Genomic DNA, 15323 nt, shown 5'->3' on the forward strand with positions numbered 1-15323 from the left:
GAGGGGCGAGCCGACCGCCGGGGGCCCGCCTCAGGTGAGCAGCCCCCGCACGACGCGCAGGCCGACGGAGAGCCGGGCGAGGTCGGCGGCCTCGTCGACGCAGATCTCCTCGAGCGTCGCGGCGGCGCGACCGACGACGGTGCCGTCGGCGTCCTCCCAGGCGGCGACCCGCGCGGGTGCGGAGTCGTCGGCTGCGGTGGACCGCAGCACCTGCGCGGTGAGCTGGGCGTGGACCGAGTGGAGGTCCTCGCGCAGCGCTGCGCGGGCCATCGTCTGCCAGCGGTCGTGCCGCGGCAGCGCGACGATCCGCTGGACGACCGCCGGCAGGCCGAGCCGCTCGCCGAGGGTGAAGTGCACCCGCGCCACGTCGGCGGCGTCGAGCCCCTCGCGGGACGCGGTCTCCACGATCCCCAGCACGGCGTACGCCGGGGACAGCACCGCCACGCGGACGGCCAGGTCCTCCGGCACGCCGTCGCGCACCAGCCGGTCCCTGCGTTGCTCCCAGGCTGCGAGCTCGCGGCCGGTCATCAGCTCGGGCAGCCGGCCGACCACCTCCTGCACCGGCCCGCGGAACTCGTCGACCGTCGCCCGGCTGTCCAGCGGCGGCCGTCGGTGCGCGACCAGCCACCGGGTGGCCCGCTCCACCAGCGTGCGCATCTCGATCCGCATCCGGGTCTGGACGGCGGCGTCGATGCGGTTGTCGTAGCCCTGCAGCTCCAGGCGCAGCGGCAGCGACGCGAAGACCTCGCGGGCCACGAAGTTGGCGCGGGTCAGGTCGGCGACGTCCGCCCCGGTCTCGCCGGCCAGCCGGGGCACGAACGTCATGCCGGCGCCGTTGACCAGGTCGTTGACCACCTGGGTCACGATGATCTCGCGGCGCAGCGGGTGGGTCTCGACCTGGGCGGCGAAGCCCTCGCGGACCGGCTGCGGGAAGTACGCGCGCAGGTCGTGGTCGAGGTACGGGTCGTCGGGCAGGTCCGAGGCGAGCAGCCGGTCGGCCAGCACGATCTTCGTCCACGACAGCAGCACCGAGAGCTCGGGGACGGTGAGGCCCTCGTGCCGCTCGAGCCGACGGCGCACCTCCGCGCGCGAGGGCAGCCCCTCGACCTCGCGCTGCAGCACGCCCTCGTCCTCGAGCCGGCGCATCCACTCCTCGTGGACGTGCAGCAGCGAGGGCGCGTGGGCGGCGGCGTTGGCGAGCGCGAGGTTCTGCTCGTAGTTGTCGCGGAGCACCAGCTCCGCGACCTCGTCGGTCATCTCGGCGAGCACCGCGTTGCGCTGCTTGGTCGTGAGGTCGCCGTCGCGCACGACCCGGTCGAGCAGGATCTTGATGTTGACCTCGTGGTCGGAGGTGTCCACGCCGGCGGAGTTGTCGATGAAGTCGGTGTTGATCCGGCCGCCGTCGCCGTCGACGCCGAACCGGGCGTACTCGATCCGCCCCGCCTGGGTCAGCCCGAGGTTGCCGCCCTCCCCGACGCACCGCGCGCGCAGGTCGCGCCCGTCGACCCGGATCGCGTCGTTGGCCTTGTCGCCGGCGGCCGAGTGCGGCTCGTCGGAGGCCTTGACGTAGGTGCCGATGCCGCCGTTCCACAGCAGGTCCACCGGCGCGCACAGGATCGCCCGGATCAGCTCGTTGGGCGTCAGTCGCTCGACGTCGTCGGGCAGGCCGAGCACGCGGCGCACCTGCTCCGAGACCGGGACGGACTTCGCCGAGCGCGACCACACGCCGCCGCCCTCGGAGACCACCGACCTGTCGTAGTCCTGCCAGCTCGAGCGGGGCAGCTCGAAGAGCCGGCTCCGCTCGGCGTACGACGCCGCGGCGTCCGGGTCGGGGTCGAGGAAGACGTCGCGGTGGTCGAAGGCCGCCACGAGCCGGGTGTGCTCCGAGCGGAGCATCCCGTTGCCGAAGACGTCGCCGGACATGTCGCCGATCCCGACGGCGGTGAAGTCCTCGGCCTGGCAGTCGATCCCGCGCTCGCGGAAGTGCCGCTGCACCGAGACCCAGGCGCCGCGGGCGGTGATGCCCATCGCCTTGTGGTCGTAGCCGACCGACCCGCCGCTGGCGAAGGCGTCGCCGAGCCAGAAGCCGTAGTCCTGAGCCACGCCGTTGGCGATGTCGGAGAACGTCGCCGTCCCCTTGTCCGCCGCGACCACCAGGTAGGTGTCGTCGCCGTCGTGGCGCACCACGTGCGGCGCCGGCACCGTCTCGCCGTCGACGAGGTTGTCGGTGACGTCGAGCAGGCCGCGGATGAACGTGCGGTAGCACTCCTTGCCCTCGGCCAGCCACGCCTCGCGGTCGCCGGCGTCGGGCAGCTGCTTGCAGTAGAACCCGCCCTTCGCGCCGACCGGCACGATCACGGTGTTCTTGACCATCTGCGCCTTGACCAGGCCGAGCACCTCGGTGCGGAAGTCGTCGCGCCGATCGGACCACCGCAGGCCGCCGCGCGCCACGGAGCCGAAGCGCAGGTGCACGCCCTCGACGCGGGGCGAGTGCACGAAGATCTCGAACCGCGGCCGCGGCGCCGGCAGGTCGGGGATCCGCGAGGGGTCGAGCTTGAAGGAGAGGTACCGCCGCGGCGCGCCGCCCGGGGCGTCGTCCTCGGGCCGGAAGTAGTTCGTGCGCAGCGTCGCCTCGAGGTGGGTCAGGTAGGAGCGCAGGATGCGGTCGTGGTCGAGGCTGACCACGTCGTCGAGCGCCCGCAGCACCTCGCCGCGCAGCTCCTCCTGGCGCGCGGCACGGTCCGTGCCGGCGCTCGTGGCGCCGTCAGCGGAGTCGTCGTACGCCGGGTCGAACCGTGTCTCGAACAGCTCGACCAGCAGGCGGGTGAGGTCGACGTTGCCGGCCAGCGCGGCGGCGATCGAGCTGAGGGCGAACGGCGAGCCGCCCTGCCGCATGTAGCGGGCGTAGGCGCGCAGCACCGACGCCTGCCGCCAGGTCAGCCCGGCGGCGAGCACCAGGGCGTTGAACCCGTCGGTCTCGCTGTAGCCGTCCCACACCGCCCGCAGCGCGTCCTGCACCAGCTCGCGGGCGTGCGCCGGCAGGTCGCCGCCGTGGCGCAGCCCGAACTCGTAGACGTAGGACGGCCGGGGCAGGCCGCTCAGCTCGTAGGGCCGCTCGTCGACCACCTCGACGCCGAGCGAGGACAGCATCGGCAGCACGGTGGAGAGCGAGAGCGGCTCGCCGATCCGGTAGACCTTCAGCCGCACCTCCCCGCGGCCGGCGTCGAGCTCCTCGTGCAGCGCGAGGTCGATGCCCTCGGCGCCGGGGATCGCCTCCAGCCGGCCGAGGTCGATGGCGGCGGTGCGGGCGGAGAAGTCCTCCTGGTACGCCGCCGGGAACGCGTCGACGTAGCGCCGCGCCAACGCCGTGCCGGCCTCCTCCCCGTGCTCGGCCAGCACCGCGGCCGTGAAGTCGTCGCGCCAGCTGCGGCTGGCCTCGCTGAACCGCCGCTCGAGGTCGCCGGTGTCCGGGCCGACGTCGCTGCCGGCTGCGCCCTTCGGCAGGTGCACGACGAAGTGCACGCGCGCGGTGGTCGACTCGTCGATGCGGACGGTGAACTCGACCGACTCCCCCGCCAGCTGGTCGAGCAGGATGGCCGCGAACCGCTCGCGCACCGCCGTGTTGTAGCGGTCGCGCGGGAGGTAGGCCAGCACCGAGACGTAGCGCCCGTAGGTGTCCGGCCGGGCGAAGACCCGCACGGCTCGGCGTTCCCGCGCCTGCATCGCCGCCTCGGCGACCGGCGCGAGCTCGTCGACCGGGGTGTGGAAGAGCTCGTCGCGCGGGTAGGTCTCCAGGGTGTTGAGCAGCGCCTTGCCGGCGTGGCTGCGCGGGTCGAAGCCCGAGCGGGCCAGCACCGCGGCCGCCTTCTCGCGCACCAGCGGGATCCGCATGAGCGACTCGGTGTACGCCGCGCTGGAGAACAGCCCGAGGAAGCGCCGCTCGCCCACCACCTCGCCGGCCGCGTCGAACGTCTTCACGCCCACGTAGTCGAGGTACGCCGGCCGGTGCACCGTGGCGCGAGAGTTGGCCTTCGCCAGCACCAGCAGCGTCTTCTCCCGGGCCTTGGCGCTGACCTTCTCGGGCAGCCGCCCGGAGTCCTCGGACTGCGGCGGGTCGAAGCGCAGGATGCCCAGGCCGGTGCCCGGATCGGCACGCAGGTGGTCGTGGCCGTCGCGTTCCTCGAGGTGGTACTCCCGGTAGCCGAGGAACGTGAAGTGCTCGTCGGCCAGCCAGGTCAGCAGCTCGCGGGCCTGCCGGACCTCCTCGGGGTCCAGCGGCGGCGGGTCCTGCTCCAGGCCGGCGACGATCTCGCGGACCCGGGCGTGCATCTTCGCCCAGTCCTCGACCGCCTCGCGGACGTCGCCCAGCACGCGCTGGATGTCGTCCTCGAGCGCCGGGACGTCCTCGTCGTCGGCGACCCGGTCGATCTCGACGTGCATCCACGACTCGCGGACCGCGCCGTCGACGGGATCCTTCGAGCCGTCCTCGACCGGGGTGACCGACTTCAGCGCGCCGGTGATGTCGCGGACCACGTCGAAGAGCGGGTGCACCACCACGTGCACGTCGCGCAGCTGCCGGGAGAGCTCCATCGTCAGCGAGTCGACGAGGAACGGCATGTCGTCGACCACGACCTCCACCACCGAGTGCCCGCCCGCCGACCAGCCGTGCTCGGCGAGGGTCGGCGTCGTGACGCGCACGGCGGCGCGGCCCTGCGGCCGGTCCGCCGCGAGCCGGTGGTGGGACGCGAGGGCGCCGTACACGTCGACCTCGGTGCGGTCCAGCAGGTCCTCCGGGGCGACGTGGCGGTAGTAGCCCCGCAGCAGCGCGTCGACCGTCTCGTGCGGCGGCCCGCCGCTCCCGCGGCCCGACCTGGCCACCTCGATCGCCCTGCCGATCAGCTCGGCCTTGTCCCGGTCCTGCGTCGCCCTTGACACCTCGATGACCCTAGGGCGTCGTGACCTGCGCCTCAAACGCGGCCGGGGTCTCCGGCCGACCGGGCAGGATGGCGTCATGAGGCTCCGCCACGACCTGGTGTACGACGCGCCGCCGCAGGCCGTCTTCGCGATGCTCGCCGACCCCGCGTTCCGCGAGGCGGTGTGCAACGCGATGGGGGTCGTCTCCGCCGAGGTGACCCTCGAGCGGACCGGCACCGGCTTCACGCTGACCGTCGACCAGGAGCAGCGCACCGACGACCTGCCGTCCTTCGCGCGGGCCTTCGCCGGCGAGACGACCCGCGCGGTGCAGCACGAGGAATGGTCCGACTCCACCTCGGGCACGGTGCGCATCGAGGCACCCGGCAAGCCCACGACCGTCACCGGGACCGTCACGCTCCGCCCCGAGGGGTCGGGCACCCGCGAGGTGGTCGAGCTGGACGTGAAGGTCAAGGTGCCGCTGGTCGGGGGCAAGCTGGAGAAGCTCATGTCCGAGAAGATCGTCGCCGGCCTCGACGCCGAGCAGGGTGTCGGCGCGGCCTACCTGAAGGGGGCCTGAATGGCCAAGCAGATCACCCACGACCTCACCTACGACGCGCCGGCGAGCGCGGTCTACGCGATGCTCACCGACGCGTCGTTCCGCGAGGAGGTCGCCGACCGGTCCGGCGTGCTGCGCCACGACGTGACCGTCGAGGGCGACGGCGGCGACGTGACCTCCGGGGCCCGGGTGCGGATCCAGCAGTGGCAGACCGCCGCGGGCATCCCGTCGTTCGCCAAGAAGCTGGTCGGCGACGAGATCGAGATCATCCAGGAGGAGACCTGGACCTCGCCGACCGCGTGCGACGTGCACGTCACCATCCCCGGCAAGCCCGGCGAGATGTCCGGCACCGTGCGCCTCGTCGAGGAGGGCGGCCGCACCACCGAGCACGTCGAGCTGACCATCACCGTCCGCATCCCGCTCGTCGCCGGCAAGATCGAGTCCCTGGTCGCCGACATGCTGCTCAAGTCGCTCCGCGTCGAGAACACCGTCGGTCGGGAGTACCTCGCCCGCTGAGGGGGCCGGCGGGCTGCAGGGGTCCCCGGTTCACCGGGGACCCCCTCGCATCCCACGGCAGATCTGCCCCGGTATGCGAGGGATTCCCGTGGTAGGTGCCGGTCCGGACCAGGTTCAAGCTTCGGTGACCCCGCCGCGCCCGGGTCGTTGGTGGGGCATGCTCGCCCGCGCCCTGCTCTCGCTGATGGTCGTCCCGGCGTTCGCCGTCGTGAACGACCTCGTCGTCGACCGGCTCGAGGGCCAGCGGTACTGCCTGGACCAGCAGCTCGCCGCGCGGTCGGCCGAGCTCACCGACCTCGTGTGCGTGACCGTCGGCATCGACGGCCCGCCGCTGCCGGCCACCGACCTCGGTGGCCTGCTGGACTGACCCTCGCCGTCGCCGGCGTGCCCCGCCGTCAGCCCTCGACCTCGTCCTCGCCCTCGTCCTCCTCCTGGCGCCGCCGCAGCACGATGACGACGCCGAGGACGAGGAACGGCCCGAAGGCCAGCACGAGGGTGAGCGCCTGCTCCATCGGGTGGAGGGCGCCCAGGTGGAGAGGGACCACCGCTCAGCCCATGAACGGGTAGCGGTAGTCGGTCGCCGGCACGAAGGTCTCCTTGATCGAGCGCGGCGAGGTCCACCGCAGCAGGTTGATTGCCGCGCCGGCCTTGTCGTTGGTGCCCGACGCGCGCCCGCCGCCGAAGGGCTGCTGGCCCACGACGGCACCGGTCGGCTTGTCGTTGACGTAGAAGTTGCCGGCCGCGAAGCGCAGCTCCTCGCTCGCCCACGCGATCGCGCGGCGGTCGCGCGCGATGACCGCGCCGGTCAGGGCGTAGGGCGCGAACGACTCCATCTGCCGCGCGACCTTCTCGAAGTCACCGTCCTCGTAGACGTGGACGGCCAGGATCGGGCCGAAGTACTCCGTCCTGAACATCTCGTCGGTCGGGTCGCCGCCCTCGACGACCGTCGGCCGGACGAACCAACCCACCGAGTCGTCGGTCTGCCCGCCGACCAGCACGTCGAGGCCGTCGGTGGCCTGCGCGCGCTCGATCGCGGCCCGGTGCTTGGCGAAGGCGCGCTCGTCGATGACGGCGCCCATGAAGTTGGTCAGGTCGCGGACGTCGCCCACCCGGATCGCCTCGACCTCGGCGAGCAGGTCGTCGCGCATCGCCTCCCACACCGAGCGGGCGACGTACGCCCTCGACGCGGCGGAGCACTTCTGGCCCTGGAACTCGAAGGCACCGCGGATCAGCGCGGTCCGCACGACGTCGGGGTCCGCCGACGGGTGGGCGAGCACGAAGTCCTTGCCGCCGGTCTCGCCGACCAGGCGCGGGTAGGCGCGGTAGGACCCGATGTTCTCCCCGACCGTGCGCCACAGGTGCTGGAACGTCGGCGTGGAGCCGGTGAAGTGGATCCCGGCCAGGTCGGGGTGCGCCAGGGCGACCTGCGAGACGTCGAGCCCGTCGCCGGGGAGCATGTTGATGACGCCCGGCGGCAGGCCGGCCTCCTCGAGCAGCTGCATGGTCAGCGACGCGGCGAGCTGCTGGGTCGGCGACGGCTTCCAGACCACGGTGTTGCCCATCAGCGCGGGCGCGGTCGGGAGGTTGCCCGCGATCGCGGTGAAGTTGAACGGCGTGATCGCGTAGACGAAGCCCTCGAGCGGGCGGTGGTCGGTGCGGTTCCACACGCCGGGGCTGTTGGCGATCGGCTGCTCGCGCATGATCTGCGCGGCGTAGTGGACGTTGAACCGCCAGAAGTCGATCAGCTCGCAGGCCGCGTCGATCTCCGCCTGGTACGCCGTCTTCGACTGCCCGAGCATGGTGGCCGCGTTGAGGCGCTGGCGCCACGGGCCGGCGAGCAGGTCGGCCGCCCGCAGCAGCACCGCCGCGCGCTCGTCGAACGGCAGGTCCCGCCAGCCCGGCGAGGCCACCCGGGCCGCCTCGACCGCGGCCTCCGCGTCCGCGGTCGTGCTGCCGCGGGTCACGGCGAGCACGTGCTGGTGGTCGTGGGGCTGGACGACCTCGATCTCGGGGCCGCCGCCGAGACGCCAGTCGCCTCCGATCCGGGCGGGCAGCTCGGGACGGTCCTTCTCGAGGACCGCGATCTCCGCGAGCAGCGCGTCGCGCTCGGCGGTGCCCGGCGCGTAGGTCAGGTTCGGCTCGTTGGTGGGAGCCGGCGGGGTGGTCGTGGCGTCCATGGTCGCCACCGTACGAGCCTCAGCCCGAGATGAGGAACCCGATCTCCTGGGTCGCGAACCACGCCAGGTCCTCGTCCGGGTCGGCGCCGGCCGGGCGGTCCTCGACGTCGGCGTGCACGGCCACCACCCGGCGCAGCGGCACCGGCCCGTCGGGGTCGGCGCCGTCGGCGAGCTCGGCCACCACGACGACCCGTCGGCCCGGTCCGTCGAGCAGCGCCGCCGAGGCGTCCGCGGCGCCCATGAGCGCGGCGTACTCCCCCTCCTCGGTGTCGTCCGGGGCGACCACGCGGTCGGTCCCGGCCGGCACCTCCCCGGCGGCGTGCAGCTCGGCCAGGCCCTGCAGGGTGGTCGGCAGGTAGATCCTCACGAGCTGCTCCCCCGCGGTCGGGCCGGCCGGTTCGGGGTGCCGCTGGTGGCGGCTCCGGTCGCGCCGGACGTGCGACGGCCGCGGCGCGCGCGGGTCCGGCCGCCGTTGACGGTGTCGAGGAGCTCGTCGAGCGCCTCGGTGATGCACGTGCCGAGCAGGTCGGCGTCCGGCAGCTGGTCGCGGTCGGCGGTGATGCCGTAGTAGACCCCGCCGTCGTACGACGTGACGCCGACGGCGAGCGGGTGGCCCTGGACCAGCGGGTGGACGGGGTAGCTCGCGACCATCCGGGCGCCGGCGGCGTACAGCGCCGACTGCGGGCCCGGGACGTTGGTGACGCTGAGCTGGTAGCCGCGCCGCACCTCGCGTGCCGCCACGCGCGACCCGATGGCGTGGAACGTGGTCGGCGCGAAGCCGGCGATGCCCGCGAGCCGGTTGGCGGCGACGCCGCGGCCGGTCTCCTTGTGCGCCTGGAAGGAGTAGCTGACCTGGTGCAGCCGCACCACCGGGCTCGCCTCGCCGACCGGCAGGTCGACGTAGTGGGCGGCGATCTGGCTGCCCAACGAGGTCGCCTCGAGCTCGGTGTCGATGACCGAGACCGGCACCACGGCACGGATCCGGCGGAAGCCCCGCAGCGACTCGTCGCGCGCCATCAGCCAGGTCCGGAGCCCGCCGGTGACGGTGGCCAGGATGACGTCGTTGACGGTGCCTCCGTGGACGTCGCGGACCTTGCGGTAGTCCTCGAGCCGGGTCTCGACCGTCACGATGCGACGCTGCTGCGACAGCGGGCCGCCGAGCGCGCCGGCGCGCTGCGGGCTGCGGCCGGCGAGGCCGCCGACGACCCGGCCGGCCGTGCCGGCGGTGGCCTCCGCGGCGCGCAGGAGCGAGCCGGTGGTGCCGCGGGCGGTGTCGAGGACCGTGCGGGGGTCGGTCAGGGAGTCCCGCGCCGCGTCGAGGAGCATCGCTGCGGACGACGGGCCGCGCTGGGGCATCCACTCGTCGCCGCCCAGCACCTTCGGCTCGGGGTGGACGTCGAGCAGCAGCTGCCCGAGGTCGACGGTGTCGACACCGTCGACCAGCACCTGGTGGGCCTTGGAGAGCAGGGCCACCCGGCCGCCGGCGAGCCCCTCGACGAGGTAGATCTCCCACAGCGGGCGGGTGCGGTCGAGCGGCCGGGAGACGATCCGGCCGACGAGCTCGCGCAGCTGGTCCTGGGTGCCGGGGCGCGGCAGCGCCGAGCGCCGCACGTGGTAGGCGAGGTCGAAGTGCTCGTCGTCGACCCACACCGGGTTCGCGACCCGGCCGGGGACCTGCTGGAGACGCTGCCGGTAGCGCGGCACGAAGGAGATCCGGTCGCGGATCAGCTCGACGAGCCGGTCGTGGTCGAAACCGGACTCGGCGCACTCGAAGATCTCGACGGTGGCGTTGTGGGCCGGCGTCGTCGGCGTCTCCTCGGCGAGGAGGGCGAGGTCGCGGGGCCGCAGCCGCTCGCTCATCCGGCGCTCACTCCCTCGTCTCGTCGGTGGTCCCGCTGCTGGTCCCGCTGGGCGCGTCCATCCAGGACCCGTACCCGATCGCGCTTGCTCAACGTGGGATTCTGACAGACGTCACCCCCCGACCCCATGAGGAAAGTCACCAGCATGCACACCACGCGACGACTCGCGGCAGCCGCCGCGGTCCTGGGCCTCGCGCTCGGCACCACCGCTTGCGGCGACGACGAGCCCGCCCCCGAGACCTCCGGCGAGACGCAGACCGTCGAGGTCACCTTCGAGGGCGGCACGGTCACGCCGAACGGCGAGCGCGTGGAGGTGGCGGTCGACGAGGAGGTCGAGCTGGTGGTCCAGGCCGACGAGGGCGGCGAGATCCACGTCCACTCCACGCCCGAGCAGACGCTCCAGTACGGCGCCGGCACCACGACCCTGCCCATCACGCTGGACCAGCCGGGCGTCGTCGAGGTCGAGTCGCACGACCTGGACCAGGTGATCGTGCAGCTCGAGGCCCGGTGAACGACGGGCGGTACCTCGCCCACGGGATCGGCGGCGCCAAGGACCTGCCGATCTCGCCCGAGCTGGCGATCGCCGGCGCGGTGGCCGCGCTGACGGTGTCCTTCACCGTGCTCGCCGTCGCGTGGCGGTCCCCGAGGTACGACGCTGCCACCTCCGGCCGGCCCGCGCCGGCGTACCTCCAGGCGCTCGTCGACGCGCCCGCCTTCCGCGTGGTGCTGCGCGTGCTGGGCATGACGGTCTTCCTGTACGGCGCGTACGCCGCCGTGCTGGGCCAGGACCTGCTCACCAATCCCGTGTTCGGGATGTTCTACGTGTGGTGGTGGGTCGGCCTCGTCCCGCTCTCCCTGCTGTTCGGCCCGGTGTGGAAGGCGATCAGCCCGGTCCGCACCATCAACCTGGCGTTCGCGAAGATCTCCGGCAGCGACCCCGACCAGGGCGTCTTCACCTACCCCGAGCGGCTCGGCGTGTGGCCGGCCGCGATCGGCCTCTACGCCTTCGTGTGGATGGAGCTGGTCTACCAGTTCTCCACCGAGCTCGGGCCGGTCCGCCTGTGGGTGGCGACGTACGTCGCCGTGATGCTGCTCGGCGGTGCGCTGTTCGGCAACACCTTCTACGAGCGCGCCGACCCGTTCGAGGTCTACTCCTCGCTCGTCGCCAAGCTGTCCCCGTGGGGCCGGCGCGACGGGCAGCTGGTCGTGCGCAGCCCCCTGGCGAACCTCGACTCGGTCACCGTCCGCCCCGGCCTCGTGGCGGTGATGGCCGTGCTGTTCGGCTCGACCGCGTTCGACTCCTTCCGGGAGTCGCCGTTCTGGGTGCGGTACATCCAGTCCAGCGAGACCTCGGTGTCGCTGCTGAACAACCTGGCGCTGCTGGCCTTCGTGGTCGGCGTCGGGGTGATCTTCGCGGTGGGCACCGCGGCCACCGGCGTCGGCCCCGAGACACCCCGGTGGAGCCTGCCGGACCGGTTCGCGCACTCGGTCGTGCCGATCATCGTCGGCTACATGGTCGCCCACTACCTGACCTACCTCGTCGAGGTCGGGCAGCTGACGCTCATCCAGGCCAGCGACCCGCTGGGCACCGGGCAGGACCTGCTCGGCACCGGGGACTGGAGCGTCAACTACTGGTTGTCGTACCACCCGACGCTACTCGCGAACACCAAGGTGCTCGCGGTCGTCCTCGGCCACGTGGTGGGCGTCGTGGCTGCCCACGACCGGGCGATCAAGCTGCTGCCCCGGCGCCACCAGCTCACGGGCCAGCTGCCGCTCCTCGTGGCGATGGTCTTCTTCACCGCCGGCGGTCTCTACCTGCTCTTCGCCGCCTGATCGTCGCGCCGGCGACGCCGGCCGTGGGCGACGGGCTCGACGGCGGGGCGGCCGGCGGCGCGAGCGCGTCGACCAGCGCGGCGACGGCCCGGGTCACCGGCGAGTCGCCGGACTCCAGCAGCGTGCGGCCGGCGACCAGTGCCCGGTCCACAGCGGCGCGGTCGTCGGGCACGAAGTGCAGCGACGCCACCCGCCCGAAGCCCCGAACCATCGCGGCCACGTCCTTCTCCGACCAGCCGAGCGTCGGGCGCATCCGGTTGACGACGACCCGCACGGGGACGCCGCCGGTGACCTCGTCCAGCTCGACCAGGCCGCGCGCCAGGCGCGAGAGGCCCACGGGGTCGGCGGTGCCGACGACGAGCAGCTCGTCCGCGCCGCCGACCGCCTCGAGGGTGAGCCGGTTGCGGCCGGGCCGGCCCGGGTCGAGGCCGTCCTCCTCGAGGATCGCGCCGGTGTCGACGACGACGTCCCCGTGGGCCCTGCCGACGTCGAGGAGGTGCTCGAGCGTGCCCGACCGCACCTCGGCCCAGCGGTCGGCCCGCGGCAGGCCGGTGACCACGCTCAGGTGCTGGTCGAGGCCGCGCTGCACCGAGGCGAACCCGTCGGCCAGCGTCCCCGCCGTCGCCAACCGGGTCGCCGCGAGGAGCCCCGAGACCTCGTCGAGGATGCCGAGCTGCTGCGCCACCGTCCCGCCGTACGGATCGGCGTCGAGGAGGATCGTGCGGCGGCGCCGACGGGCCAGCTCCGCGGCGACGGCCGCGGCGAGCGTCGTGCGACCCGGTGCGCCGGCCGGGCCCCACACCACCAGCGCGCGCCCGCGGGGGCCCGCCGTTCCCGGCTCGGCCGTCGCTCCGTCGGCGTCGGCGTCCGCACCGAGCGCCGGTCCGTGGCGCGGGACGGTCGGCGGCGCGTCGGGCGTCGAGACGGCCGCGACGACCGCGTCGGCGAGCAGGTGCAGCGCCGCCTCGTCGACGACGCCGCCGATGCCGACCCGCGAGGCACGCAGCCGTCCGGCGTCCACGGCGTCGCTCGGCACGACGGCGACCGGTTGGACCCCGTGCGTGCGCAGGTGGTCGACGGCCGCGGCGTCCAGGCCCGGGGCGTCGATCCCGACGACGGCGGCGTCCGCCTGGCCCGCGGAGGCGGCGGCGAGCAGGTCGTCGACGTCGACGCACCGCTTGAGCACGACGACGTCGCGCCGCTCGTCGAAGCGGCGCAGCGCCTCGGACTCCCACGCCGCGCCGCCACCGACGATGAGGACGACGACCGGGCTCACGGGACCGCTCACGAGACCGCTCACGAGACCTGGGTGACGGTGGTGACCGGGTTCTCCACCCGCGCCAGCCGGGCGAAGAAGCCCTCGGCGTCGTCCTCGTCCACCGCGACGACGAGCTGCCGCTCGCCGGACGCGCCGAAGCCCTCGTCCAGCGCCGGCACGTCGACCACGACCACGTCGTCCAGCACCGGACCGTCCGGGGTCCCGGCCGACCCGGTCAGGTAGACGTCGACCACCGAACCCTCGGCCACCGCCGGCGGCACCAGGTCGACGGCGAGCGGCACCGATACCGTGCCGGCGTCGTCGGCCGACCCGACCGCCGCGCGCGGCAGCAGCTCGTCGGCGCCGACGCCGCGCACGAGCGCCAGGTCCGGAGGCAGGGCGTCGTCGACGGTGAAGTACCGGTCCAGCCCCTCGTCGGCGAACCGGACCCGTCGGGCCACGAGGTCCTCCTCCCCCACCCGGTCCCCCGCACCGAGGTCCGAGGCGACGGCCCAGACCTGCACGGTGTCGTCGGCGCCGTCGACCACGCGGGCACCGATGACGACCGACGCCGCGACCACCAGGACCCCGATCCACAGGCGCGGGTCGCGCCAGCCGGGCGTGCCGGTGCGCGTCGCGGGCGGCGGGGAGCTCGCTTGTTCCGTGGCCACGCGGACAGTGTGCAGATCGCGGGCGCGGCCGTCACCCCGTCTTCCACAGCCGTCCGGCCGGCGCCGCGTCGTCCACAGCCGGCAGCCTGGTCCGTGGGTCCGGGGGCGGGAGGTGCCACCATGTCCCTCATGGCCGGTACGCCCCGCTTCCTCACGCTCGCCGACGTCGCGGAGGTGCTCAACACCTCAAGCGCGCAGGTGTACGCGCTGGTGCGCCGCGGCGAGCTGCCCGCCATCAAGATCGGCGGCCGGGGCCAGTGGCGGGTCGAGGCCAGCCAGCTGGAGGACTTCATCCAGCGGATGTACGACGAGACCCGCACGTTCGTCGACGAGCACCCGTACGTCGACGCCGAGCCGCGCGGGGAGTGAGCCGGGCCGAAGCCGGTCGGGCTCAGCCCGTCTCGGAGCCGAGCGTCACCTCGACCTCGCGCTCGTCGCCGTCGCGGACGACCGTGAACGCGATGGTCTCGCCGGGCTGGTGCGTGCGGATCGAGACGATCAGCGCGATGCCGTCGGTCACCCGCTCCCCGTCGACGGCGACGACCACGTCGCCGGCCTCCAGGCCCGCCTCCGCGGCCGGGGTGTCGTCGAGGACCTCCTCGATCCTCGCGCCGGTGCCGTCACGCCGGCCGGTCTGCACCTGGGCACCGATCACCGGGTAGCTCGCCTCGCCCGTCCGCAGGATCTGGTCGGCGGTCACGCGGACCTGCTCGATGGGGATCGCGAAGCCGACCCCGATGTTGCCGGACTCGCCGCCGAGCATGCCGCCGCCGGTCGTGGCGATCGCGGAGTTCACGCCGACCACCTGCCCGCGCAGGTTGACCAGCGGCCCGCCCGAGTTGCCCGGGTTGATCGCGGCGTCGGTCTGGACGGCGTTGATGTAGGAGGAGTCGTTCGCCGAGTCGCCGGTCGTGACCGGACGCTTCAGCGCGCTGACGATGCCGGCGGTCACGGTCGAGCTCAGGCCGAGCGGCGAGCCGATCGCCACGACGCCCTCGCCGACGAGCAGCCGGGTCGAGGAGCCGAGCGCCGCCGGCCGCATGCCCTCGACCTCCTCGGCGTACAGCACGGCCAGGTCGTAGACGGGGCTGCGCCCGACGACCTCCGCGTCGTACCGGTTGCCGTCCTGGTCGACGATCTCGATCTCGCCGTCCTCCTCGGCGGCGTCGGCGACCACGTGGTTGTTGGTCACGACGTGGCCGCGGGCGTCGAGCACGAAGCCGGAGCCGGTCGCGCCGCCGGCCTCCCCGTCGAGCTCGGCCCGGATCTGGACGGTGCTTGGCAGCAGCTCCTGGGCCACCGCCGCGACCGAGCCGTCCGCGACGTCGAGCGGCGGATCGGTGCGCACGGCGTCCTCGGCGAGGCCGGAGCCCAGCAGCGCTGAGCCGGACTCCTCCTGGAGCTGGTCGTGGACGACGCTGCCGACCACGCCGCCGACGAGGCCGACCACCAGCGCGAGGACGGAGACGACCGGCCACACCCAGGCCGGGACGCGGCCGCGGGGCGCGGCGGGCAGCGCGGGGTAGGGCTGGCCGTAGG

At 73.8% G+C, this 15323-nt stretch carries 14 protein-coding genes; 6 read left to right on the forward strand and 8 right to left on the reverse strand.

Going from position 1 to position 15323, the window contains the following annotated elements; translation table 11 throughout:
- Nucleotides 1-30: 30 nt before the first annotated feature.
- On the reverse strand, nucleotides 31-4935 hold the full coding sequence (locus G6553_RS17950) for an NAD-glutamate dehydrogenase (RefSeq protein ID WP_347565794.1): 4905 nt from the start codon (nucleotides 4933-4935) through the stop codon (nucleotides 31-33).
- Nucleotides 4936-5011: 76 nt separating this feature from the next.
- On the opposite strand from G6553_RS17950, the gene G6553_RS17955 reads away from it, so the two are divergent.
- From G6553_RS17955 to G6553_RS17965, 3 genes are all read left to right on the forward strand, one after another.
- The gene (locus G6553_RS17955) at nucleotides 5012-5491 is read left to right on the forward strand and encodes a DUF2505 domain-containing protein (protein ID WP_166196007.1); all 480 of its coding nucleotides are present in this window, start codon (nucleotides 5012-5014) and stop codon (nucleotides 5489-5491) included.
- The gene (locus G6553_RS17960; RefSeq protein ID WP_166196009.1) at nucleotides 5492-5986 is read left to right on the forward strand and encodes a DUF2505 domain-containing protein; all 495 of its coding nucleotides are present in this window, start codon (nucleotides 5492-5494) and stop codon (nucleotides 5984-5986) included. It abuts the gene before it with no gap.
- A gap of 124 nt (nucleotides 5987-6110) precedes the next feature.
- The gene (locus tag G6553_RS17965) at nucleotides 6111-6353 is read left to right on the forward strand and encodes a hypothetical protein (protein WP_166196011.1); all 243 of its coding nucleotides are present in this window, start codon (nucleotides 6111-6113) and stop codon (nucleotides 6351-6353) included.
- 28 nt (nucleotides 6354-6381) lie between these two features.
- Here the strand turns inward: G6553_RS17965 and G6553_RS17970 are convergent, their stop codons facing one another.
- The 4 genes from G6553_RS17970 to G6553_RS17985 are packed head-to-tail and all read right to left on the reverse strand — an operon-like array spanning nucleotide 6382 to nucleotide 10023.
- The gene (locus G6553_RS17970) at nucleotides 6382-6531 is read right to left on the reverse strand and encodes a hypothetical protein (protein ID WP_166196013.1); all 150 of its coding nucleotides are present in this window, start codon (nucleotides 6529-6531) and stop codon (nucleotides 6382-6384) included.
- A 3-nt stretch (nucleotides 6532-6534) separates the two neighbouring features.
- On the reverse strand, nucleotides 6535-8163 hold the full coding sequence (pruA, locus tag G6553_RS17975; protein WP_166196015.1) for an L-glutamate gamma-semialdehyde dehydrogenase: 1629 nt from the start codon (nucleotides 8161-8163) through the stop codon (nucleotides 6535-6537).
- A gap of 19 nt (nucleotides 8164-8182) precedes the next feature.
- The gene (locus G6553_RS17980) at nucleotides 8183-8530 is read right to left on the reverse strand and encodes a hypothetical protein (RefSeq protein ID WP_166196017.1); all 348 of its coding nucleotides are present in this window, start codon (nucleotides 8528-8530) and stop codon (nucleotides 8183-8185) included.
- Nucleotides 8527-10023 carry a wax ester/triacylglycerol synthase family O-acyltransferase gene (locus G6553_RS17985; RefSeq protein ID WP_166196019.1) on the reverse strand — a complete coding sequence of 499 codons (1497 nt, stop codon included), beginning with the start codon at nucleotides 10021-10023 and terminating at the stop codon, nucleotides 8527-8529. Before G6553_RS17985 ends, G6553_RS17980 begins: the two co-directional genes overlap by 4 nt.
- Nucleotides 10024-10167: 144 nt before the next feature.
- Between G6553_RS17985 and G6553_RS17990 the strand changes: the two genes are divergently transcribed.
- Both G6553_RS17990 and G6553_RS17995 read left to right on the forward strand, forming a co-directional pair.
- Nucleotides 10168-10533 carry a hypothetical protein gene (locus G6553_RS17990; RefSeq protein ID WP_166196021.1) on the forward strand — a complete coding sequence of 122 codons (366 nt, stop codon included), beginning with the start codon at nucleotides 10168-10170 and terminating at the stop codon, nucleotides 10531-10533.
- Entirely contained in the window at nucleotides 10530-11855 is a 1326-nt protein-coding gene (locus tag G6553_RS17995; RefSeq protein WP_166196023.1) for a hypothetical protein, read from the forward strand. Before G6553_RS17990 ends, G6553_RS17995 begins: the two co-directional genes overlap by 4 nt.
- On the opposite strand, the gene G6553_RS18000 is transcribed toward G6553_RS17995, so the two are convergent.
- Both G6553_RS18000 and G6553_RS18005 read right to left on the reverse strand, forming a co-directional pair.
- Complete coding sequence (locus G6553_RS18000) at nucleotides 11818-13155, reverse strand: hypothetical protein (RefSeq protein WP_166196025.1); 1338 nt, start codon at nucleotides 13153-13155, stop codon at nucleotides 11818-11820. The two genes, G6553_RS17995 and G6553_RS18000, sit on opposite strands and share 38 nt — an antisense overlap.
- On the reverse strand, nucleotides 13152-13784 hold the full coding sequence (locus tag G6553_RS18005; protein WP_166196027.1) for a hypothetical protein: 633 nt from the start codon (nucleotides 13782-13784) through the stop codon (nucleotides 13152-13154). Before G6553_RS18005 ends, G6553_RS18000 begins: the two co-directional genes overlap by 4 nt.
- A gap of 129 nt (nucleotides 13785-13913) precedes the next feature.
- Between G6553_RS18005 and G6553_RS18010 the strand changes: the two genes are divergently transcribed.
- Nucleotides 13914-14153 carry a helix-turn-helix domain-containing protein gene (locus G6553_RS18010; RefSeq protein WP_166196029.1) on the forward strand — a complete coding sequence of 80 codons (240 nt, stop codon included), beginning with the start codon at nucleotides 13914-13916 and terminating at the stop codon, nucleotides 14151-14153.
- 22 nt (nucleotides 14154-14175) lie between these two features.
- On the opposite strand, the gene G6553_RS18015 is transcribed toward G6553_RS18010, so the two are convergent.
- Nucleotides 14176-15323: trypsin-like peptidase domain-containing protein (locus tag G6553_RS18015; protein WP_166196031.1), on the reverse strand; the 1148-nt coding region annotated here is incomplete at its 5' end.

It is taken from the genome of Nocardioides sp. IC4_145 (genome assembly GCF_011250565.1).
Lineage (GTDB): Bacteria > Actinomycetota > Actinomycetes > Propionibacteriales > Nocardioidaceae > Nocardioides.

Bases quoted from the DNA above. Each gene is read 5' to 3' on its own strand.
- G6553_RS17955 (WP_166196007.1), top strand. From the start codon at position 5,012: ATGAGGCTCCGCCACGACCTGGTGTACGACGCGCCGCCGCAGGCCGTC.
- G6553_RS17960 (WP_166196009.1), top strand. From the start codon at position 5,492: ATGGCCAAGCAGATCACCCACGACCTCACCTACGACGCGCCGGCGAGC.
- pruA (WP_166196015.1), bottom strand. From the start codon at position 8,163: ATGGACGCCACGACCACCCCGCCGGCTCCCACCAACGAGCCGAACCTG.
- G6553_RS17985 (WP_166196019.1), bottom strand. From the start codon at position 10,023: ATGAGCGAGCGGCTGCGGCCCCGCGACCTCGCCCTCCTCGCCGAGGAG.
- G6553_RS17990 (WP_166196021.1), top strand. From the start codon at position 10,168: ATGCACACCACGCGACGACTCGCGGCAGCCGCCGCGGTCCTGGGCCTC.
- G6553_RS18010 (WP_166196029.1), top strand. From the start codon at position 13,914: ATGGCCGGTACGCCCCGCTTCCTCACGCTCGCCGACGTCGCGGAGGTG.